The 21,344-nt window shown below is 72.5% G+C and carries 16 protein-coding genes; 12 read left to right on the top strand and 4 right to left on the bottom strand.

Annotated elements, in window-relative coordinates:
* The first annotated feature begins 13 nt into the window (after positions 1-13).
* The 5 genes from ACLQ2R_RS30175 to ACLQ2R_RS30155 all read left to right on the top strand — a co-directional run bounded on the left by ACLQ2R_RS30175 (position 14) and on the right by ACLQ2R_RS30155 (position 6,747).
* A complete protein-coding gene (locus tag ACLQ2R_RS30175) occupies positions 14-3,865 on the top strand; it encodes a type I polyketide synthase (RefSeq protein ID WP_425964337.1) in 3,852 nt (1,283 codons plus the stop codon).
* Positions 3,866-3,995: 130 nt separating this feature from the next.
* Positions 3,996-4,343, top strand: coding sequence for an ArsR/SmtB family transcription factor (locus tag ACLQ2R_RS30170; RefSeq protein WP_425964335.1), 348 nt, complete (start codon positions 3,996-3,998; stop codon positions 4,341-4,343).
* Positions 4,340-4,780 (top strand): SRPBCC family protein, encoded by a 441-nt coding sequence (locus tag ACLQ2R_RS30165; RefSeq protein WP_425964333.1) that lies wholly within the window; start codon positions 4,340-4,342, stop codon positions 4,778-4,780. Before ACLQ2R_RS30170 ends, ACLQ2R_RS30165 begins: the two co-directional genes overlap by 4 nt.
* 110 nt (positions 4,781-4,890) lie before the next feature.
* Positions 4,891-5,475, top strand: a complete 585-nt coding sequence (locus tag ACLQ2R_RS30160; protein ID WP_425964331.1) for a maleylpyruvate isomerase family mycothiol-dependent enzyme — start codon at positions 4,891-4,893, stop codon at positions 5,473-5,475.
* 132 nt (positions 5,476-5,607) lie between these two features.
* The gene (locus tag ACLQ2R_RS30155; RefSeq protein ID WP_425964329.1) at positions 5,608-6,747 is read left to right on the top strand and encodes an NAD(P)/FAD-dependent oxidoreductase; all 1,140 of its coding nucleotides are present in this window, start codon (positions 5,608-5,610) and stop codon (positions 6,745-6,747) included.
* A 221-nt stretch (positions 6,748-6,968) separates the two neighbouring features.
* Here ACLQ2R_RS30155 and ACLQ2R_RS30150 read toward each other — a convergent pair whose 3' ends face one another.
* Complete coding sequence (locus ACLQ2R_RS30150; RefSeq protein WP_425964327.1) at positions 6,969-7,400, bottom strand: hypothetical protein; 432 nt, start codon at positions 7,398-7,400, stop codon at positions 6,969-6,971.
* A gap of 356 nt (positions 7,401-7,756) precedes the next feature.
* On the opposite strand from ACLQ2R_RS30150, the gene ACLQ2R_RS30145 reads away from it, so the two are divergent.
* A complete protein-coding gene (locus tag ACLQ2R_RS30145) occupies positions 7,757-9,493 on the top strand; it encodes a hypothetical protein (protein ID WP_425964325.1) in 1,737 nt (578 codons plus the stop codon).
* On the opposite strand, the gene ACLQ2R_RS30140 is transcribed toward ACLQ2R_RS30145, so the two are convergent.
* Positions 9,459-10,550 (bottom strand): LLM class flavin-dependent oxidoreductase, encoded by a 1,092-nt coding sequence (locus tag ACLQ2R_RS30140; RefSeq protein WP_425964323.1) that lies wholly within the window; start codon positions 10,548-10,550, stop codon positions 9,459-9,461. The two genes, ACLQ2R_RS30145 and ACLQ2R_RS30140, sit on opposite strands and share 35 nt — an antisense overlap.
* Before the next feature lie 75 nt (positions 10,551-10,625).
* Here ACLQ2R_RS30140 and ACLQ2R_RS30135 point away from each other — a divergent pair, with 75 nt between their 5' ends.
* Positions 10,626-11,357 (top strand): helix-turn-helix domain-containing protein, encoded by a 732-nt coding sequence (locus ACLQ2R_RS30135; RefSeq protein ID WP_425964322.1) that lies wholly within the window; start codon positions 10,626-10,628, stop codon positions 11,355-11,357.
* Positions 11,358-11,460: 103 nt separating this feature from the next.
* Here the strand turns inward: ACLQ2R_RS30135 and ACLQ2R_RS30130 are convergent, their stop codons facing one another.
* Positions 11,461-12,561, bottom strand: a complete 1,101-nt coding sequence (locus ACLQ2R_RS30130) for a hypothetical protein (protein ID WP_425964320.1) — start codon at positions 12,559-12,561, stop codon at positions 11,461-11,463.
* Between the two features lie 348 nt (positions 12,562-12,909).
* Here ACLQ2R_RS30130 and ACLQ2R_RS30125 point away from each other — a divergent pair, with 348 nt between their 5' ends.
* On the top strand, positions 12,910-13,440 hold the full coding sequence (locus tag ACLQ2R_RS30125) for a YceI family protein (protein ID WP_425964562.1): 531 nt from the start codon (positions 12,910-12,912) through the stop codon (positions 13,438-13,440).
* A 157-nt stretch (positions 13,441-13,597) separates the two neighbouring features.
* Here the strand turns inward: ACLQ2R_RS30125 and ACLQ2R_RS30120 are convergent, their stop codons facing one another.
* On the bottom strand, positions 13,598-15,448 hold the full coding sequence (locus tag ACLQ2R_RS30120) for a hypothetical protein (protein ID WP_425964318.1): 1,851 nt from the start codon (positions 15,446-15,448) through the stop codon (positions 13,598-13,600).
* 506 nt (positions 15,449-15,954) lie between these two features.
* Here ACLQ2R_RS30120 and ACLQ2R_RS30115 point away from each other — a divergent pair.
* The 4 genes from ACLQ2R_RS30115 to ACLQ2R_RS30100 all read left to right on the top strand — a co-directional run bounded on the left by ACLQ2R_RS30115 (position 15,955) and on the right by ACLQ2R_RS30100 (position 21,123).
* A complete protein-coding gene (locus tag ACLQ2R_RS30115; protein WP_425964317.1) occupies positions 15,955-17,214 on the top strand; it encodes an arginine deiminase in 1,260 nt (419 codons plus the stop codon).
* A 206-nt stretch (positions 17,215-17,420) separates the two neighbouring features.
* On the top strand, positions 17,421-18,062 hold the full coding sequence (locus tag ACLQ2R_RS30110) for a MarC family protein (RefSeq protein ID WP_425964316.1): 642 nt from the start codon (positions 17,421-17,423) through the stop codon (positions 18,060-18,062).
* A gap of 427 nt (positions 18,063-18,489) precedes the next feature.
* A complete protein-coding gene (locus ACLQ2R_RS30105; RefSeq protein WP_425964314.1) occupies positions 18,490-20,040 on the top strand; it encodes a pectate lyase family protein in 1,551 nt (516 codons plus the stop codon).
* 309 nt (positions 20,041-20,349) lie between these two features.
* Positions 20,350-21,123, top strand: a complete 774-nt coding sequence (locus ACLQ2R_RS30100; protein ID WP_425964312.1) for an AraC family transcriptional regulator — start codon at positions 20,350-20,352, stop codon at positions 21,121-21,123.
* The last annotated feature ends 221 nt before the right edge of the window (positions 21,124-21,344 follow it).

Here is a 21,344-nt window from a genome sequence, read left to right as displayed (position 1 = left end):
GGAACGAACGCAGATGGCCGACACTCCGCGCGACGTCCGGGCAGAACCGGTGGCGGTGGTCGGGATCGGGCTCCGCCTCCCCGGCGACGTCCGCTCACCGGACGAGTTCTGGGACCTGCTGCGCGCCGGCCGGAACACGACCGGCCCGCTGCCGGTGGAACGCTGGAGCCCGTACGAGAACCGGAGCCCCGAACACGCCGCCGCGCTGCGCGACGCCGTGCGCCACGGCAGCTTCCTGAGCGACATCGAGGGCTTCGACGCGGAGTTCTTCGGCCTGTCGCCCCGCGAGGCCGAGCTGATGGACCCCCAGCAGCGGATCCTGATGGAGACCGCGTGGGAGGCCCTGGAGAACGCCGGCCTGCCGCCGCACGAGCTGGCCGGCACCGACGCCGGGGTGTTCATGGGGGTCTGCACCGCCGACTACGGGGGCAGCCTGCTGGAGGACCTGCCCCGGATCGAGGCGTGGACCGGGATCGGCGCCGCGACCTGCGCCGTCGCCAACCGCATCTCCTACTCCCTGGACCTGCGCGGGCCCAGCATGGCGATCGACACCGCCTGCTCGGCGTCGCTGGTCGCGCTGCACCTGGCCGCGCAGAGCCTGCGGCTCGGCGAGAGCGACGTCGCCCTCGCCGGCGGCGTCAACCTGCTGGTCACGCCGGGCCAGACCCTCACGCTCGGCACGGCCGGGGCCCTGGCCCCCGACGGGCGGTCCAAGTCGTTCGACGCCTCCGCCGACGGCTACGGGCGCGGCGAGGGCTGCGGCGTGGTCGTGCTCAAGCGGCTTCAGGACGCGCGGCGCGACGGCGACCGGGTCCTCGCGCTCGTCGTCGGCAGCGCCGTGAACCAGGACGGGCACACCAACGGCATCATGGCGCCGTGCGGCGAGGCCCAGGAACGCGTGATGGTCCGCGCCTGCTGGCAGGCGGGCGTCGCGCCGTCCACCGTCGACTACATCGAGGCGCACGGCACCGGGACCCGGCTCGGCGACCCGCTGGAGGCGGGGGCGCTCTCCTCCGTGTACGGCGCGGGACGCTCCGCGGACGATCCCTGCCTCATCGGCTCGGTCAAGTCCAACATCGGTCACCTCGAAGGCGCCGCCGGCATCGCCGGCGTCATCAAGGCGGTGCTCGCCCTCCACCGCGGCGAGATCCCGCCGAGCGTGCTGGACACCCTGAACCCGGCCATCCCGTGGGAGGGCTCGGGCCTGCGCGTGGTGACCGGCCGCTCGGCCTGGCCGGAGCGCGACCACCCCCGCCGGGCGGGCGTCTCCAGCTTCGGGTACGGCGGCACGGTCGCGCACATCCTGCTGGAGCAGGCCCCCTCGGCCGACACGGCCCCGGAGCCGGTCGGGGACAAGGAGGCGGGGGAGCGGCTGTTCCCGCTGTCCGCCGCCTCCGAGCAGGCCCTGCGGCAGTACGCGGGCACGCTCGCCGACCACCTCGACGACCACCTCGGCGACGGGGCCGACCTGGCGTCGGCGGGGCACACGCTGGCGCTGCGGCGCACCCACCTGGCCCGGCGCGCCGTCGTGGTCGGGGCGGACGCGGGCGAGCTGGCGGCGGGCCTGCGCAGGCTCGCCGGCGACGTGCCGGCCGAGGCCGTCCTCACCGGTGACGTGCTGCCCGAGCCCGGCCCCGGACCGGTCTGGGTCTTCTCCGGGCAGGGCTGCCAGTGGCGCGGCATGGGGCGGGAACTGCTGGCCGTGCCGGAGTTCGCGTCCCTGGTCGACGAGGTGGAGCCGATCTTCGCCGAGGAGATCGGCTTCTCGCCCCGCCAGGTCCTCGCCGACGGCGACCTCGACACCATCGACCGCGTGCAGACGATGATCTTCGTGATGCAGCTGGGCCTCGCCAGGCTCTGGAACGCGTACGGGGTCGTCCCGAAGGCCGTCATCGGCCACTCCGTCGGCGAGATCGCGGCGGCGGTGACGGCCGGCGCGATGAGCGTCGCCGACGGCGCCCGTCTGATCTGCCGCCGCTCCCGGCTGCTGCGCCGGGCGGAGGGCAAGGGCGCCATGGTGATGGTCGACCTGTCCTTCGAGGAGGCGGCCGAGCGGCTGGCCGGCCGCACCGACCTGGTGGCCGCGATCTCGTCGGCCCCCGGCTCCACCGTGCTGTCCGGCGACGTGGCCGCGGTCGAGGAGGTCGTGGACGAGTGGCCGGTCGAGGGGATCGTGGTGCGGAGGGTGGCCTCCGACGTCGCCTTCCACAGCCCGCACATGGATCCCCTGGCCGTCGACCTGGCCGCCGCCGTCGCCGACCTGTCGTTCGGGGCGCCCCGCGTCCCCATGTACACGACCGCGCTGGCCGACCCCCGGTCCACGCCCGTCCTGGACGGCGCGTACTGGGCGGCCAACCTCCGCGACCCCGTACGGCTGACCGCGGCGACGACGGCCGCGGCGCAGGACGGCCACCGCGTGTTCCTGGAGATCTCCCCCCACCCCGTGGTCGCGCACTCGGTGACCGAGACGCTCTCGGAGAACGGGTTCGAGGACGTGTTCGTCGGCACGTCGCTGCGCCGCAACCAGCCGGAGCGTCAGGCCTTCCTCGTCGCGCTGGGCACCGCGCACTGCCACGGCGTCGAGGTGGACTGGAACCGGCTGCAGCCCTACGGCGGCCCGGCCGACCTGCCGCCGTACGCCTGGCAGCACCGCCGCCACTGGCGCGACGCGGACGCCGGGGACGGCAACCGGGGGCACGACGTGGACTCCCACACCCTGCTCGGAGCCGGGAGCGGCATCGCCGGCAGCCTCACCCGGGTGTGGCGGACCAGCGTGGGGGACGCCGACCGGCCCTACCCGGGCAGCCACACCCTCAACGGGGTCGAGATCGTGCCCGCCGCCGTGCTGGTCAACACGTTCCTGCGCGCGGCAGAGGGCGAGGACGTCACGCTCACCGACGTGGAGATGACGCACCCGCTGATGACCGCCGAACGCCGGCAGGTCCAGGTCGTGCACGAGCCCCCGGCGCTGCGGCTCGCGGCCCGCACCCCGGCCGGTCCCGGCGAGCCCGAACCCGCCTGGCTGGTGCACGTCACCGCGAACGTGGCCGCTCCGGGCCTGGTGAAACCCGACATGCTGCCGGGCGGCGGCTCCCTGGCCCCGATCGATCCCGGGTTCGTGCACGGGCGGCTGGCCGCCGTCGGCGTACCCTCGACGGGCTTCGACTGGACGATCGGGACGCTGCTGGGCGCGGACGGCGCGCTGCGGGCCACCGTGAGCACCGCCGGCACCGTCGGCACCGGGGAGGCGGGGAGCTGGGCGCCGGCGCTGGACGCGGCGATGTCCGTGGCACCCTGCGTGTTCCCCGGCGATCCGGTGCTGCGCATGGTCGTGCGCATCGACGAGGTGGTGCTGATCGGCACGCCACCCTCGACGGTGATCGTCGACGCGGCCGTGGACCCGGCCGCCGAGGACACCGTCCGGGTGCTGCTGGCCGACGTGGACGGCCGGGTGGTGGGACACCTGGCGGGACTGCGCTATCCGGTGATCGACGCGCCCCTCCAGGCCGAGGAGGATCTGCGGGGGCCCGCGGAGTCGTTCGCCGGCCTGGCGCCCGAGGTCCTGCGCGAGCGGGTCCTGCCCGAGATCCGCGCGGAGATCGCGGCCGTGATGAGGCTGGACCCCGAGAACCTGGCGGTCCGGCGTCCCCTCGTCGAGCAGGGGCTGGACTCGGTGATGACCGTCATGGTCCGGCGACGCCTGGAGAAGCGCTTCGGCCGCCGTCTCCCCGCGACCCTGCTGTGGCAGCAGCCCACCATCTCCGCGATCGCGGACCACCTGGCGGGTCTGCTCACGGCCCCGGGGCCCGACGCGACGGCGAAGAGCGTTCCCGTCCCCGAGGGCCTGCCCGCGATCGGCGGCTGAGGACACCTGCGGCCGGGTGGCCCGGGGGGACGATCCCCCCGGGCCACCCGGCTTTCGCGTCCGGTGTGGCCGGGGTGGAGCGGTTCTCTATCAAGTTGACACTTGATAAAGCGAATGCTTGAGTAGCCGCATGGAAACCATCGCCGAGGACGAACGGCTCGACGCGCTGTTCACGGCTCTCAGCGACCGCACCAGGCGCGACATCGTGCTCCGGCTGAGCGCGGGCGAGGCGACGGTCAAGGAGCTGGCGGAGCCGTACGCCATGAGCATGCAGGCCGTCTCGCAGCACATCCGGGTGCTGGAGCGGTCCGGCCTGATCAGCCAGGGGCGGCACCGGCAGACCCGGCCGTGCCGGCTCGAACCCGGGGCACTGGAGACCGCGCTCTCGTGGATCGAGGAGAGCCGGCGCGTGTGGTCGGACCGGATGGACCGGCTGGAGACGCACCTGGCCCGCCTGCAGGAGGATGACGACCGGTGAACGACGACGAGTTCGTCCACCGGCGGGTCCTGCGCGCGCCGCGCGAGCTGGTGTGGCGGTGCCTCACCGAGCCCGCCGAGCTCGCCCGGTTCTGGGGGCCGGACGGCACGACCACGCCGATCGACGGCATCGTCGTCGAGCTCCGTCCCGGCGGCCGGTTCGAGACCCTGATGGTCGGCGAGCACGGCGGCCACCGGATGGTCGCCACCTTCACCGAGGTCGTCCCGCCCGAACGGCTCGCCTGGGTCGAGCCCGCGACCGGGATGCACACCACCGGCACGCTCGACGACCTCGGCGACGGCACGACCGCGCTCGTCATCCGTCAGCGGAACGTGCCCGAGACGATGCGCGGGCCCGAGGCCCGCGCCGGCTTCCTCACCTCCCTCGACAGGCTCGAGGAACACCTCGCCCACCTCGCGCCGGAAGACCGGTCGTGAAGTACCTCGCTCACCTCAGGCGAGGAGACCGGTCGTGAACCATCTCGCTCACCTCAAGCAAGGAGACCGGTCGTGAAACATCTCGCCCACCTCGTGCAAGGAGACCGGTCGTGACCGACCCCCGGTCCTGGGTGGCCCCGACCTGTACGGGGCTCGCCGACCTCCTCGCCGCCGCCGACGCGTGGGACGCCCCGTCGCTGTGCGAGAAGTGGCTCGTGCGCCACGTGGTCGCGCACGTGACGATGCCGGCGCGGCTCACTCCCGAACGGTTCGGGGAGGAGATGGCGGCGGCCGGCGGCGACTTCGCCGTCCTGTCCGACACCGTGGCCGCGCGGGACGCCTCGCTGCCCGTCGCCGACCTTCTCGACCGGCTCCGATCGCCCGACCTGCACGCGTGGCAGCCCCCGGGCGGCGGTGCGGCCGGTGCGCTCATCCATGCCGTCGTCCACTCCCTGGACGTGACGGTCGCGCTCGACCGGCCCGCGGTCGCACCGGCGGAGGCCGTCACCGCCGTCCTCGACCTGCTCGCCACCGGCGACGTGTTCGGGATCGACCTGACCGGGGTCCGGCTGGAGGCCGACGACACCGGCTGGAGCCGGGGAAGCGGCCGGCTCGTCCGCGCCGACGGCGGCTCCCTGGTCGCGCTCCTGAGCGGCCGGACGCTGCCCGACGGCCGGACGCTGCCCCGCCGCTGACACGGCCGGGGCCCGACACGCCCGGACGGTCGCCACCGCGGCCGGTCCCGGGTGCGGTGACGGTGTAGAGGTATGCGACAGGTAGCGTGCAGACCGCCGTACGGGCGAGGTTTCGCCCCTACCGTCCGAGATATGCAGACAGTGGATGCACTGGTCGTGGGTGCGGGCCTGGCCGGTCTGCGCACGGCCCGCCTGCTCGCGCGACGGGACCTGAACGTGACGGTGGTCGACCGTCGCAGGTCGCTGTCGGCCGGCATCCGCACGACAGGGATCTTCGTGCGCCGCACCCTCGACGACTTCGACGTACCGGACCACCTGCTCGGGCCGGGAATCCGGGACGTGCTGCTGTACCCGCCGTCACGGCGGGCACCGATCCACCTCGTCAGCGACCGGGACGAGTACCGCGTGGCCGACATGGCGGCCGTCTACGAGCACGCGCGCCGCGCGGCGGAGTCGGCCGGGGCACACGTCCTCCTGGGCGTGCGGTACGACGGCGCGTCGAGCGGGCTCGTACGGTTCACGGATGCGGAACCGGTGAGGGCCCGGTTCGTCGTCGGCGCGGACGGCGCCCGCTCCCGGGTGGCCCGCGACCTCGGCCTCGACGTCAACCGGCGCCTCCTCGTCGGCGCCGAGATCGTCCACCCGATCGCGTCCGGCACGACCGTCCCGGCCTTCCACTGCGTGCTGGATCCCCAGATCGCCCCGGGGTACCTGGGATGGGTCGTCGACGACGGTCGGCACGCGCACGTCGGCGTCGCGGGGTACCCGCACGCGATGCGCGTCGGCATCCGCCACCTGCTGGACGACTTCGCCGCCGACGCGCCCGGCGGCGCGCCACCGGCCGGGCCGGTCGAGCGCCGGGGCGGCCCGATCCCGGTCGGGGGCGTGCTGCGACGGCTGGCGTGCCCCGCCGGGCTGCTCGTCGGGGACGCGGCGGGCGCGGTGTCGCCGCTGACGGCCGGCGGGCTGGACCCGTGCCTGCGCATGTCCGAACTGGCCGCGGCGGTCACCGCCGCGTACCTGCGCACCGGCGACCGGCGCGTGCTGAGCCGCTACGACGGGAACGCGCTGCGCGCCCGGTTCCGGGGCCGGCTGCTGCTGCGCCGCGTGTTCGCCGGCATCCGGTCCCCGGCCGCGGCGGAGGCGGCGGTGGCCGCGCTGCGCGGCCGGGCGGGGCGCGCGCTGGCGGCGCGGATCCTGTTCGGCGACGGTTCGTTCCCCGAGGTCGACCCGCTCCTCGCGGACCCGGCGATCGCCCCCCCTCACCGGTGACGCCGCCCGGCGGGCGTACGGGGGCACGGAGGTGGGATCGAGGAAGCCCCCGGCGACGCGTGACCACCACGATCACATGTCGCCGGGGGTTTCCCTGCCGCTTCCCTGCCGCTTCACTGCGCTGAGCCGTCCATGTCACATCCGGCCCCGGCGTACTCGGCCGGATGCCCGCTCTCGCCGGTTCGCGGAAGTCCAGGACCTCATGCGGGCGCCGCCCGACGTCAGTAGTACTGAACCGGGCTCTTGACGCTGTAGTGAAGGGCGCCCGAGCTCGTGTACACGTCGACGCGGGCATAGGCGGATCCACTGGTGACGGGAAGCGTCGCCTTGTTGTAGCTGATGGGACCGAACCGCCCGGTACGGGTGAGCTGATACGTCGCCGACTTTACATTCTTGCCCTTGTTCACAATGGTGAGGACGGCCCTGCTCATGCTCGAGTCCGGCGTGCTGTTCTGGTAGAAGTCGGCATACAGGAAGTTGCCCGACAGGCTGATGCAGGGGTCGGTTCGCGTGTGGTCATAACAACCACCGCCCGACGCCGCGGGCTGGACCGGCGCCGAGGCGTCGGCGCCTGCCGCCCCCGAGAACGCGGTGAAGAGACCACCGGTCATCGCGGCCGCAACGATCAAGCTTCGCGCACTCTTCGTGAGCATTCGCTTTCTCCTTCTCTTTCCGGAGCATCGGGAAAACCGTCGGAAGGAATCCCCTCGCATATTCCAGCAGAAGAAATCGAAATGTCCTTGACGCGGACTGCCAACCCTTTGACGACGAGTGCCAGATCGAGCCGGACGCGCATCGGGTCGCAATTCCTCCTATCGTTCCGGTGGACGGCGGGCCGCGCGGTCGGCGTGGTGGGAGCGCACGCTTCTCCCCGCGTCGGGGAACAGGGCCCGACGCGGGCGTTCGTCCGGGCCGGAAACGGTCGTGCACCGTATCGGGCGACCGTTTCCGGGGAAACCCAGCGGATCTTCAGGGGCGTTGGCCGGTCGTACTACGATCATGGCTCATCGTGCGCTTCCACCGTCCGGCGGTTTCCGCCTACCTGATCGTCACGCTTTCCTCGATCGTTCTTGGCCTGGTGCTGGGCACCACGACGCCCGCGTGGCTGGTCACCATGTGGGAGCCGCCCGGCGAGGGCGTCGAGAGGCATTCCCTGCTGCCGGTGCTGGGCGGGCTGCTGCTGCTCGGGCTGGTGAACGCGTGGATGCTCTGGCAGGTCCTGCGCGGACCCGCGCCCTCGGCCGTGCCGATGCGCCGGACGGCCACGTGGCTGCGGCTGCTGCTGTACGCCTCCGTGGTGTGGACGCTCATTCCCTTCTCCCTCCCGGAGCCGGTGGGGACGTTCGTCGGGCCGGTGCTCTGGGGGCTCGAGCTCGTGCTGTTCACGGTGGTGCTCACCGGGTCGGGCCTGCTCTTCCGGCTGGCCACGCTCCTGCTCGGGCTGGTGGGGACGGCCGGATCGCTCGCGATCGTCCTCGCGGACGACACGTTGTTCCGGTTCGTCGTGAGCCGGGCCGAGCAGGTGACCGTCGTGGTCGCGGGAGTGGCCGCGTTCGCCGGGCTGACGCTGCTCCTGCTCGCCCAGCGGCGTGACGGACGCTGGAGCCGGGCGACGCTCCTCATCGGTGCGGGCACGTTCGCGAGCGTGTTCCTGATGGGGCTCGTGGACGCCCTGACGAGCGGCGGCCCGGCCGAGTCGATCGCCGAGAAGATGGACGTGCTCTTCGTCGTCTGGCTGGCACGCACGGCGCACGAGCTGAGCCGTGCGCCGAGGCGGAAGGCACCCTTGCGGATACCCGTCGCGGTCGCGGCCGCGGCCGCCGTCCTCCCGCTGACGGTCATCGGCCCCGAGGGCCGCCCGCATCTCACCTACACCTGGCAGAACGGACAGAGCGACGCGATCGCGGGATGGCAGGACGACTCGCTCATGGGACGTCCGGACGCCCCTGGGTGCTCGATGTCGTGGGAACCGCCCCGTGTCGCCGACACCCCGGCCCACGAACGCGAACTGGCCTACGTCTGCACCGTGAACAAGCCCGGTCGGCATGTCTCGGACCAGGAACTGCTCGCCAGGGGCAGGGACGCGTGCGCCAGGTTCGCGGCGGGGAAGCCGGTCAGGGCCCGGCCCGCGCTGCTCGCGCTGCTCTGCCCGGAGGTGATCGGGCGCAGGCACCCGGATCTGCTGCTGTCGTCCGCCCAGATCGAACGGCGCCGGGCGGAGATCGAACGGCGCCGGGCGGAGCAGGAGAGAACCGAGCGCGAACGGCTGGCGCGCGAGGCCCGTAAGGAGGACGCCCTGTGCCGCGACCCGTGGCCCGCGCTGCGCACCCGGTTCCAGGCGACCGCGTCCTACTACGACTGGGACGGCATGCCCTACGGCATCCACGACGCGGAGGCGGACACCGAGGCGGCCTCCGACGCGATCTGGAAGGCGGACCCGATCGGCCTCCTGGAGACCAGCGGCCCGCTGGCCCTGATCTTCACACCCGCCCAGGACTGGGTGACCTGCGTCACGGCGAAGGCACTGCGCTCGGCGCCGCCGCCCCCGCGCCGCAAGGGCTGGGACAAGGTGGTCGAGGCGGACGTCGTCAGCGGGTCGGGCCGCCTGCTGATGCAGAGGCTGTCGGCGAGCCGGGTGCGCTTCCCCGACCTCGCGCGCGGCGGCCCGGGCACCTACCGGCTGCGCCTGTACACGCGTCCGGGCACGGATCTCATCCTTGTCTACCCGGTGAGGCGGGCGATGTAGCGGCGGTCGTGGTCGTGCCGGGTGATCGGCCGGTCAGGCGCGGACGGACGGTCCCGGCGAGCAGTTCCATCTGGTCGAGCTGCGCGTCGAGGGTTGGTGCCGCGATGCGGCAGACCAGGTGCTCCGCGCCCGCCTCCACGTAGCGGGCCAGTGTGGCGGCCACCCGCGCGGCGGGACCCGCGACCATCACCTGGATCGTCCGCACCACCTCGTACGGCAGGCCGTAGGAGGCCCGGCAGTAGGCGTCGAGCTCACGCTCGCCGCGCTCGGCGCCGGCGGCGTCATCGGCCGCGTCGCCGGTTTCGGCTGCGTCGGCTGCGTCGGCTGCGTCGGCTGTGTCGCCGGTGTCGCCGGTGTCGTCGGTGTCGCCGGTGACCAGGACCGTGACGAACAGCGCCGGGGTGATCGCCTCGGCGGGACGTCCCGCGGCCCCGGCGGCGTCCCGTACCGTCCGCAGACCCGCGTCGTAGCCGGCGGGGTCGGGCGGGTAGGGCAGCCACCCGTCGTAGAGCCGCCCGGTGCGCTCCAGCGCCGACCGGCTCGCACCGCCCAGCCAGATCGGCGGCCCGCCCGCCCGGTAGGACGGCGTGGACGCGGGCAGCTCGTCGAAGTCCAGCACCGTGCCGTGGAACGCCCGCTCGCCCGACCACAGGGCCCGCCACAGGGCGACCGTGTCGTCCAGCCGCCCGAAGCGGCGCTCCCACGGCACCTGCGACATCGCGTACTCGGGCTCGGACCGGCCGGGAAAACCGGCGCCCACGGTGACGACCAGCCGCCCGGCCGACAGGTGGTCGACGGAGGCGAGCGCCTGCGCGGCCACGATCGGACGGCGCAGGGCGGGCAGCAGCGCCGCGGTGCCGAGCGTGACGCGCTCGGTCACCGGCGCGAGGGCGGCGAGCATGGTCAGCGGCTCGACGCGCGGGCCGAGCAGGGTGTCGTTGGCCCAGACCGAGTCGAAGCCCAGCCGCTCGGCGCGGACACCGACGTCGACCAGCCGCCGCGCGTCGTCCCACTGGCCGTGGTTGGTGGGGAGCAGCACTCCCAGTCGCGTGTTCATGGGACGGATCGTGCTCACCCGGAGGAATGGTGGCAATTCCCCGGAGGGAATGGACGGGCCAGGCAGACTGGGAGCGTGGACTTCCCCCAGGCCCTGCGCGCGACGCGGCGGCGTCGCCGTCTCAGCCAGCTCGACCTCGCCCTGCGGGCGGGCACGACGCAGCGCCACCTCAGCTTCATGGAGAGCGGACGCTCCCGGCCGGGCCGGACCATGGTGGTACGGCTGGGGGAGTCGCTGGACCTGCCCCTCAGGGAACGCAACGAGCTGCTGCTCGCGGCCGGCTACGCCCCCGTCTACCCGCGGACCGCGCTCGACGACCCGGCCCTGGGACACGTACGCGCCGCACTGGAGCGCATCCTGACCGGCCACCTGCCCTATCCCGCGATCGTGGTGGACGCCGCGCACGAGATGGTGCTCGCCAACGACGCGGCGACCCGCCTGTTCTCCGAGGGCGTCGCGGAACACCTGCTGCGCCCGCCGGTCAACGTGCTGCGTCTCGCCCTGCACCCGCGGGGCCTGGCACCGCGGATCGTCGACGTGGCTCGGTGGGCGCGGCACATCCTCGACCGCATCCCGCGCGACGACCTGCACACCGAGCTGTCCGGGTACGTGCCGCACGCCGAGCCGGGGCCCGACCACGTGGGCTTCGCCGCGCCCGTACGGCTGCGCTCGGCGCGTGGCGAGCTGCGGCTGACGACCACGATCACGACGTTCGCGACCGCGCTCGACGTGACCGTCGCGGAGCTGAGGCTGGAGGCGTTCCTGCCCGCAGACGCGGCCACGGCGGCCCTGCTGTCCGAGGGGTGAACGGGGAGCCGGGGCGCGTGTCTCGCCGGCTCCGCCGGTCCTGGCGATGGGCGTCGATCGGTCCCGGTGACAGGTGACGATCACTCCCGGCGGTGGAGCCCGATCATTCCCGGCGGTAGGTGACGATCGACTGGGAGTCGCCTTTGGCCACGTTGACCGTCAGCCACAGCCGGGAGGTGCCGGGGATTCGTTCGATCACCGCCTGCTGTCCCTCCCCGCCGGGCGGGGGCACCTCCGTGGTCCAGCTTCGGCCGTCCCAGTGCAGGACCGAGATGGCGCCGGGCCCGTCGCGGTCCAGGCCCGCGAACCAGACGTCGTCGGGCCCGAACGCGGTCACACTCTGCAGCTCGCCCCTCCATGACGGGATGGTGGGCCGCTCCCACCGCCGGCCGTTCCAGTGCAGCGCCAGGGGCCGCTCCCCGCCGTTACCGTCCCGGCCGACGCAGCCCACCACCCAGACGTCGTCGGGGGCGATCTGCAGGATCGCGTTGAGTTCGCCCTCGGGCAGTGTGGTCTCCTCGTACCCGCCGTCGTGGCCGTGCCAGATCACGGGCCGCCCCGCGTCCTGCCCCCGCCTCCCGGCGATCCAGGTGTGACCGGCGCCGCTGTCCACCGCGGTCAGGTTGACCTCCTCGCCGCCGAGCGCCTTCTCGGTGACGAAGGCGGCGCCGTTCCAGGTCAGGACCGTGTTCTTCGAGATCACGACCACCCGGCGACCGTCCACGGCCAGGTCCAGTCCGTAGGTGGGGAGCCGGTGCGGTCGCCAGGTGTACCCGTCCCAGTGCTGGGCCATGGACTCGTGGAAACCTCCGCTCACGATCCACGCGTTGCGGGGCCCGTCGGAGTCGACGCTCGCCAGGCCACCCAGGCCACCCTCGATGGGCACCGCCTTCCACCGTTTCCCGTCCCAGGTACGCAGCACCGTCGTCTCGCTGTCCTCCCAGCCGGTGTGCCCGATCGCCCACGCCCGCTCGGGGCCGGCGGCGGTCACGTCGTTCAGGCCCCGCTCCCACATGTGGTCGCCGGACAGACCGGGGACCGGGACCCAGCTTCGGGAGATCCCTGCGGCGGCCGTGGCCGATGCCGAAGGGGCCGGCGCGGCGGGCGTGCTCGGTGGCGAGAGGGCCGACGTGCCGAGCGGAGAACGCGGGGTACAGCCCGACATGATCAAGCAGGCGGCCAGCGCCGCCACTCGCGACCTCATAGTGGTGAATCGTACGATTTCCGCCTCGGTTGTCACCGCGTGCGATCCTGACGGGTCGCACGGCTCGACGTGGCACGCGCCGGAGCCGGAGCCGTCGACCGCGTCAGTGAGGCGGGCGCTGGGCGTGGCCGTGGGCGGCCTCGGCTGCGCGTGCCGCCCTGGTGATCCCGCCCTTTCAGGGGTGTACGTAGCCACACCCGGGGTGTGCGCGTAGCCCGATTCCGGTGGTGAGCCGGATCTCCTACCGTTTTCCTCAAGGGCGAGAGGCGTTCGCGGGCGCTCCTTCGGCCATGTGGCGGTGGACACCGTGCCGTCCGTCATCGACAGAGGAAGGCGGTCGGCGTGACGATGGATTCAGAGGTCGGGCAGGGGCGCGGGGTGACGCCAGGCGTCTACCGCGTCGATCCGGATGCGACGAAGGTCCGGTTCACGACGCGTGCGATGTTCGGCCTGCTGCCCGTACGGGGCTCCTTCACCGTCGATCACGGCCGGATACTGGTCACCGAGGACGTCGAGGGCTCCACCGTGGACGTGGTGATCCGGGCGGCCGGCTTCGAGAGCGGCAACGCGCAGCGTGACGAGCACGTCCGCTCCTCGGACTACCTCGACGCCGCCGCGTACCCCGAGATCGTCTTCAGCGGCCAGGACGTCACGCGATCCGCCGAGGGCGCCGCGGTGCGGGGATCGCTGACCGTGAAGGGCGTGACGCGGCCCACGGTCCTGACCCTCGGCCCCGTCGTCACCGACGATCGGTGCCTGCGGGTCCGGGCCACGACCGACGTCGACAGGTACGCCTTCGGCCTGACGAGGGCGAAGGGCATGACGGGCCGCCGTCTCGCCATCACCCTTGAGGTCACCGCCTTCCTGGTCGGGGCATAGGGGGCTCTCCGGCGCCGTGCGGTTCGAGCCTGCCCGTGAGGCTCGAACCGGTGGGGGAGCCGGGGGAGCGTCACCCGACGACCGTCCCCCGCGCGCGGGTGCCCGGCGGTCCGCGGCCACCGGATCGAGCCGGAGGAGCCGGTCGTCTCGCGCGGGGTCAGCGTCCGGAGCCCTCGGCGACCCTCGGCAGGTCCCGCCAGGAGGTGCCCGGGGGCGGGGCGGAGGCGCAGACGACGTAGTGGTGCGGGGTCATGGCCGACATGCGGCCGGGCAGCAGGCTCATGCAGGCCGCGTGCAGCGCCCGCGGGGTGGTCCGGGCCGTCGTGAAGCACACCAGCCGGTGCCCGAGCCGCTCGTCGGCCTCGGCGACGACGATCGTCTCGGCGGTGACGGCCTTCCCGGTGGCCTTTCCGGCGGCGGGGGCTCGTTCGGCGACGGGGGCATGTCCGGCGGTGAGGGCTCTTTCGGTGGTGAAGGCTTTTCCGGTGGTGAGGGCCGTCTCGTCGCCGGTGAGTCGGGCGAGCGCGTCCGCCGTCAGGCGTTCGACCTCGGGAAGGTGGACCCAGCAGCCGTCGATCGGCAGCCAGCCGTCGTCCCGGGGAACCGGGACGACGCCGGTGAGGGAGGTCAGCTCGGCGAGCGGCACGTCCCGGTCGCCCGCCTCGGCGATCAGCCGGGCGATCCCCTCGCCGAGGGCGAGCGTGTCGTCGCGCGGCAGGCAGCGCGGGTCGGCCCACAGGGTGACGTCCAGCTCGCCGTGCAGCCGGTGGACCCAGAGCGAGGTGCGCGTGGGCAGGACGGCCGGCGGAAGCCAGACCGAGTGGACGTCCTCGCCGGTGCGGCCGGCCCGCACGGCCGGGCCGGGGACGCTCATGTCGTTGAACACGACGTCCCTGGCGAAGAAGATGCCGCGCTCCCGCTGGACGCCCTCCATGATCCGGATGAGGGCGGCCGAGTCGAACCGGCTGCTCCGGTACGCGCTCATCGTCGCCGAGCGCGCGCCGCGCAACACGGCGTCGAAGCCGGTCTCGCCGACCTCCACGGGGATCAGCGCGTCCTGGGCGAGCGGCCCCACGTACTCGCGCAGCTCGGGACGGAACCGGTTCGCCGAGATGGACAGCACGACGACCGTCCGCATGCGGGCCCGTACCCCGGCGAGCGCCGCCAGGGCCGCGAGCACCGCCGCCGACGGGCTCGCCCCGGTGCGCGCGGAGATCCGCTCCAGCGCCCCGGCCGCCGGGACCGAGCGCACGCGCAGCCGGGGGAGCAGCCAGTCCGTCTCGCCGTCCACCGGGACCGTCAGCGTGGAGCGGGGCACCGTGCGCAGGTGACCCTCCCAGTGGCGGAGCGCCGACTCGGCGCGCCGCAGGCCGGCCGGGGTACGCTCGGCCGCCGCGACGTCGAGCGGCTGCGGCGCGGTCACCGGCGCGAGCGGCTTGCCCAGGAGAAGCTCGTCCCACTCGGCGAGCACCACGGCCAGCCCGGCCGCGTCCATGGCGCAGTGCGTGGTCACCAGGGCGACCTGTCGCGGCACGCCGCCGGAGGTGATCACGGCGACCCGGAGGGGGATCTCCGTGTCCGGCGCGAAGCGCGTCCCCTGCAGGCGCCGCGCCACCTGCTCGGCGAGGCCGGCGTCGTGCCCGGCCGGGGAGCCGCCGGTGTCGTGCCGGGCAGGGAGGGCACCGGTGTCGCGTCCGGCCGGGAGGTCGCCGGTGTCGTGCCCGGACGGGGGCCCGCCGGTGTCGTGCACCTCGACGGTGACGTCTCCGGCGGCCAGGACCCGCTGGAGGCCGTCGTGGAAGGTCGTGCGCAGGGACTCGTGCCGGGTCACCAGCCCCACCACGGCCTCGGTGATCACGTCGAGCGTCGTCCCCGGCTGGACGGCCCGTACGGCGCGGTAGTTCATGTGCTCGGGCGGGTCGGTGAGCATGCAGCGGACCATGTTGGCCTGGCCCGTCGTCAGCGGGCCCTGGCGCGCGGTCAGACCGGAGAAACGCGCGGTGCTCACGGGGTGCCCCTCCACCGGAGACCGGACACGCCGGGCAGGCCGGGCGCGTCGGGCAGGCCGGGTGGCCGACGCGGGTGACGGACGGCGGAGGAGCGGTCCAATGGGCCGGATCGCCGGAGGAACCGGAATCCCCCCTGCCCGGACGAGAGCGGATGTGCCACGGAAAGCCACCAGACCGGAAAGTCCATTATTGGAAAGTTTGCTTACAGTTTCGAGGGTGCCGTCAGTGAATCATGTCCGCGGGAGACGCGACAAGCCCCCGTTCTCCGTGGGATCGGGCCGCTCGGGGGGCCGGTGCGCGAGGAGAACGTGCGGCGCAGGCGAGGGCGGGCCCTCCCGTCGTACGCGCTCGGTGTCCTGGAATCCCGGCCCGGGGCCCGCCGACCGGGACCGAGGACGCGGTGAGCCTCTCCAGGCTTCCCTGACCTGCGGTAAAGCTTCGCCAAGCCCAGGTTGAGGGGGGTACGCGGAGGAATGATGCCCTTGCCGTTCGAAGGGGATGAGCGATGACCGATCAGACGCCGGGAGTTCACTCCGAGGTCGGTACGCTGCGCAAGGTCATCGTGCACCGGCCCGAGCTCAGCTTCCACCGGCTCACCCCCAGGAACATGAACGACCTGCTGTTCGACGACATCCTGTGGGTCGAGCAGGCGCAGGCCGAGCACGACGCCTTCGTGGAGGTGATGCGCGAGCGCGGCGTCGAGGTGTTCCATCACCAGCGACTCCTGGCCGAGGCGCTGGACACGGGTGTCGAGGTGAAGCGGCACGCCATCGAGCAGACCGTCACCCACCTGACCGTCGGCCCGGCACTGGTCGACGTCGTCCGCGACACACTGTCCGGCTGGAGCGGCGAGAAACTGGCCACCCACCTCATCGGAGGGCTGACCAAGGAGGAGTTCGGCGTCGCCGACCTGGAGGAGCACTCCCTGGTGGCGGCCTCGGCGAACCCGCGCGAGTTCATCCTGCCGCCGCTGCCCAACTCGCTCTACCAGCGCGACCCGGCGGCCTGGCTGTACGGCGGGGTCTCGCTGAACCCGATGTTCTACCACGCGCGGCTGCTGGAGACGATCAACCAGTCGATCGTCCACCACCACCACCCGATGTTCGCCGGCGTGGACTTCCCCTACTGGTACCCCTACGCCGGCGAGGACGAGCGCTTCAACGAGGAGTCGTACGGCATGGCCGCGATGGAGGGCGGCGACATGATGCCCATCGGGAACGGCACGGTCGTGATCGGGATGAGCGAGCGCACCAACGCCCGTACCATCGAGCACATCGCGGTGTCGATGTTCGCGGCGGGCGCGGCGGAGCGGATCATCGCGGTCCACGTCCCCAAGAGCCGTTCCTACATGCATCTGGACACGGTCTTCACGTTCCTGGACGTCGACAAGGCCACCGCCTACCCGCCGTTCCTGGAGAGCGCCGCCACCTGCTCGCTGCGTCCCGGGGACAAGCAGGGCAGCCTGGAGGTGCGCCGCGACGCGAGCTTCGCCGTCGCGTTGCGGGAGGCGCTCGGGCTGACCCGCCTGGAGATCATCCCGACCGGTGGCGACGACCACCAGATGACCCGCGAGCAGTGGGACTCGGGCAACAACTTCTTCGCCCTGTCCCCCGGGGTCGTGATCGGTTACCACAAGAACGTCTTCACCAACCGCAAGCTGCGCGAGCACGGCGTCGAGGTCCTGGAGATCGAGGGCTTCGAGCTGGGCAAGGGCCGCGGCGGCGCCAGATGCATGACCTGTCCCATCGCGCGCGACGCGATCTGAGCGCGGGCCGTCATGCGATCCGCCGTCCGTGATGCCGGGTGGTCGTCCGAGCGCGACAGGTCCGATGACGACGGGTCCGATGACGACGGGTCCGAGCGCGACAAGTCCGAGCACGACGGGTCCGGGCGGGCGGATGGTCCGCGCGACGCTTCGAGACGGGAGGACACGGTGGTCCTGAACGGCGACATCCCTCACGGGGGCGTTCGATGAGCGGTCATCCGGCGCTCCTGTTGTTCCTGGCGCTGTTCGGCCTCTACAGTCCCGTCGCGGCACTCGCCTCCTACCTGCCGACCGTGCGGCCCTTCGACCACGGGCAGGTCCTGCGCCTGGCCGCGGGCCTGGCGCTCAACGTCGCCGTGTTCGTGCTCCTCGCGCTCTGGGTCGGCGAGCCGCTCCTGGAACTTCTCGGCATCAGCACCGCCGCGCTCACCGCCACGGGAGGCATCGCGCTGGCCTTCGCCGCCGTTCCGCTGATGCTGGGCAAGGCGGGCGTCGCCGAGGAGTCGTCGGAGGAGAGGCCGCCGACCGGGCCGGAGAGCGTGAAATCGGTGCTGTTCACGCCGGTGACCTTCCCGCTCACCGTCGGGGGGACCACCTTCGCCTTCGCGGTCGCGGCCTCCGCGCAGGCCGTCTCGCTCAGGGACAGGCTGGCGCTCTCGCTGGCCGCGCTGTGCTTCGCCGCCGTCACGGGCCTCACCCTGTACGCGGCCGGTCACGTGCAGCGGCGCATCTCCCTGAAGGGTGCCATGTTCCTCGACCGTATCGCCGGCATCCTGCTCACCTCCATCGCCGTCATCCTCCTGGCGAACGGCTTCACCGGCCTCGTCCTGGAGCGGCTCAACGCCTGACGGCGGCACGGGCGCGCTCCCGCTATCCCCTACGGGTGCGTGTGCACGTGTGTGGGCGGATTCGTCGGGATTTCCGTCATCGCCATTGACACGTTTTGACAGCGGCAGCTAAGGTCCAATCATTGGGAAAGCGCTTTCCGTCAGCGCCGTCAGAGAAGAGCTTTCCGGCGTACGGCTCTCGGCGTCCTCCTTTTTCGCCGTGGTGACGGCACGCCACACCACTTGGCCGATCTCCGCGTCGCCCCGCGCGGATCCACGGCCCTGGCCCGGTCCGAGGGAGGTCCTCTGTGAACACAGGCGCCTCCCCGATCGCGCGGCGTACCCGATGGCGCGGACCCCGCGGCAGCGGCCGAGCCGGCCGAGAAGACCCCACCCACAGGCACGAAGAAGAACGCACCCGGTATTCGAGAACGAAGGTGAGACCAGGATGAGACGAGCAGTCGCATTGCGGCTTCAGGCGGCGCTGGCCACGGCGTCGATCGCGGCCGTGGCCGGTGTGGCCCTGCCCGCGCTCCAGGCGTCGGCGGCGGTCGGCGGTGTCACCGGCTTCGCGACCGCCAACGGCGGCACCACCGGCGGCGCCGGCGGGCAGACGGTGAGGGCCACCACCGGAACCGCGATCCACGCGGCCCTGTGCGGCCGGGCCAGCAGCAGCACCCCGATCACCATCCAGGTCGAGGGGACGATCAACCACGGCAACACCACCAAGGTGTCGGGTTCCAGCTGCAACACCGCCGCCGGTGTGATCGAGCTCAAGCAGATCAGCAACGTCACGATCATCGGGGTCGGCGGCGGGGCGGTCTTCGACCAGCTGGGCATCCACATCCGCGACTCCAGCAACATCATCATCCAGAACGTCACCGTCCGGAACGTCAAGAAGTCGGGCTCGCCCACGTCCAACGGCGGCGACGCCATCGGCATGGAGAGCACCGTCCGCAACGTCTGGGTCGACCACGTCACCCTGGAGGCCTCGGGCGGAGAGTCGGAGGGCTACGACGGCCTCTTCGACATGAAGGACAACGTCCAGTACGTGACCCTGTCCTACAGCACCCTGCGCAACTCCGGCCGTGGCGGGCTCATCGGGTCCAGCGAGAGCGACCGCTCGAACGGCTTCGTGACGTTCCACCACAACCTGTACGAGAACCTCGACTCCCGTACGCCCCTGCTGCGCGGCGGCGTCGCCCACATCTACAACAACTCCTACGTGAACCTCCGCGAGTCGGGCATCAACTCCCGGGCCGGGGCTCGCGCCAAGGTGGAGAACAACTACTTCAAGGACTCCAAGGACGTCCTGGGCACCTTCTACACCAGCGAGGCCGGTTACTGGCAGGTCGCGGGCAACATCTTCGACAACGTGACCTGGTCCAGCCCCGGCAGCGACAACGCCCCGGCCGGTCCCAACCCGCAGTCCAACACCAGCGTCAGCGTCCCGTACTCCTTCACCCTCGACGGGGCGAGCTGCGTGCCGAACATCGTCCGCCAGACGGCGGGCGCCAACAAGGGCCTGCAGGTGTCGAACGGCAGCTGCTCACCCACGACGCCCACCCCCACGCCGACGGTGACGCCGACCGTCACCCCCACCCCCACCCCCACGCCGACGGTGACCCCCCCGCCCACCGGGACCAACCTCAGCATCGGGGCGGGCTCCGACGGCTCCAGCAAGGCCGGCGGGACGAGCTACGGCAACGTGCGGGACGGCAACCTGAGCACCTACTGGTCGCCGGCCGGCGCGACCGGTGACATCTCGATCAAGTGGAGCTCCGCCAAGTCGGTGTCCAGGGCCGTCATCCGTGAGGCCTCGGGTTCCAGCATCGGGTCCTGGCAGCTCCTCAACGGCGGCAACGGTGCCGTGCTGAAGTCCGGCAGCGGAGCGGGCACCATCACCTTCGCCGCGACCTCGCTGACCAAGCTCACCTTCAAGATCACCGGCTCGTCCGGTACGCCGAGGATCGCCGAGTTCGAGACCTACGCCGGCTAGCGGACCGGTGCCGGCGTCCGGCACCGGCCGGTAGCGGGCCGGTCCCACCGACCTGCACCGATCGGTGGCGGGCCGATCCCACCGTCCGCCACCGATCATCGGGACGGGAACGAGAACGAGAGCGGGGGCCGCCTGACCGGCGGCCCCCGCTTCCCGTGGTCCCGGGCGACCGGGGTGGGGAAGGAACGCGGTACTAGTCTGGGGAGATGCCGCCCGCGTCCCGCCGCGCCGACCTCCTCCCATGACCCCGGCCGTCTCCTCCCGTGACCTTCGGTCGCGCCCCTTCGTGACCGCCGGTCGACTCCTCCCATGACCAGGGAGACCCGCACGCTGCCCGCCCTCGCGGCGGGGCCGGTCGAGATGCCGTTCGTGATCCTGGGCTGGAGCGAGACCATCGCCCGCGACACCACCTGGAACGAGCACTCCCACCCCTTCCACGAACTGCTCTGGAACGAGCGGGGCGCGTCCACGGCCGTGGTGGGGGCACGGGCCTGGACGGTCACCCCCGCCCTGGGACTGTGGATGCCCGCGGGCACGCTGCACTCCGGCTCGGCGATCGTGGGGACCTGCTGCCGTGCCAATTTCTTCGGCTTCGGCACCATGACCTCGATCTCCCCCACGCCCGTCGGCGTCGAGATCACCCCGCTGCTCCGGCTGCTGCTGGAGCGGCTCGCCGACACGGAGCTGTCGCCCGGGTCGCGGGCGGTGACCGAGGCGATGGTGCTCGACGTGCTCACCCCCTCCTCGCGCGAACTGCTCCTGAACGTGCCCACCTCCGACCTGCTGCGCCCGATCGTCGAGGCGCTCCGGAACGACCCGGGTGATCCCCGGACGCTGACCGACTGGGCGTCCCACCTGGGCGTGAGCGCCCGTACGATCACCCGTGCCTTCAACGCGGAGACGGGGACGAGCTTCGCGCGCTGGGTCGCGGCGGTGCGCGCGCAGCACGCGGTCGCCCTGCTCGCCCGGGGCTGGGAGGTCGACGTCGTGGCCGAGGAGGTCGGCTACCGTTCGGCGAGCGCGTTCGGCGCGGCCTTCCGGAGGACGACCGGGCTGACCCCGGGAGCGTTCCGGGCCCGCTGAGGTCCCGGCCGCCTTCCCTCCACCCCCTGGTGTCCCGATCGCGACAACCGCTGTCTCAAAAGCTTGATTGCGACAAGTCGGTCATTTCCCCTAAGGTTCGGCGAAGGTAAGCCTTACCTAACTAGATCAAATCGCGCGGTGGTCATCGTGTGACGCTCCACGGACGCGTACCGCGATCCGACGGGTGAGGACCGGCGCCGGTGGAAATTCTGAAAGTGGAG

Origin of the sequence: Streptosporangium sp. DT93 (assembly GCF_049844535.1) — a bacterium.
GTDB lineage: Bacteria > Actinomycetota > Actinomycetes > Streptosporangiales > Streptosporangiaceae > Streptosporangium.
Note: the sequence above shows the minus strand (reverse complement) of the source record. Positions and strands in the feature narration are given on the sequence as shown.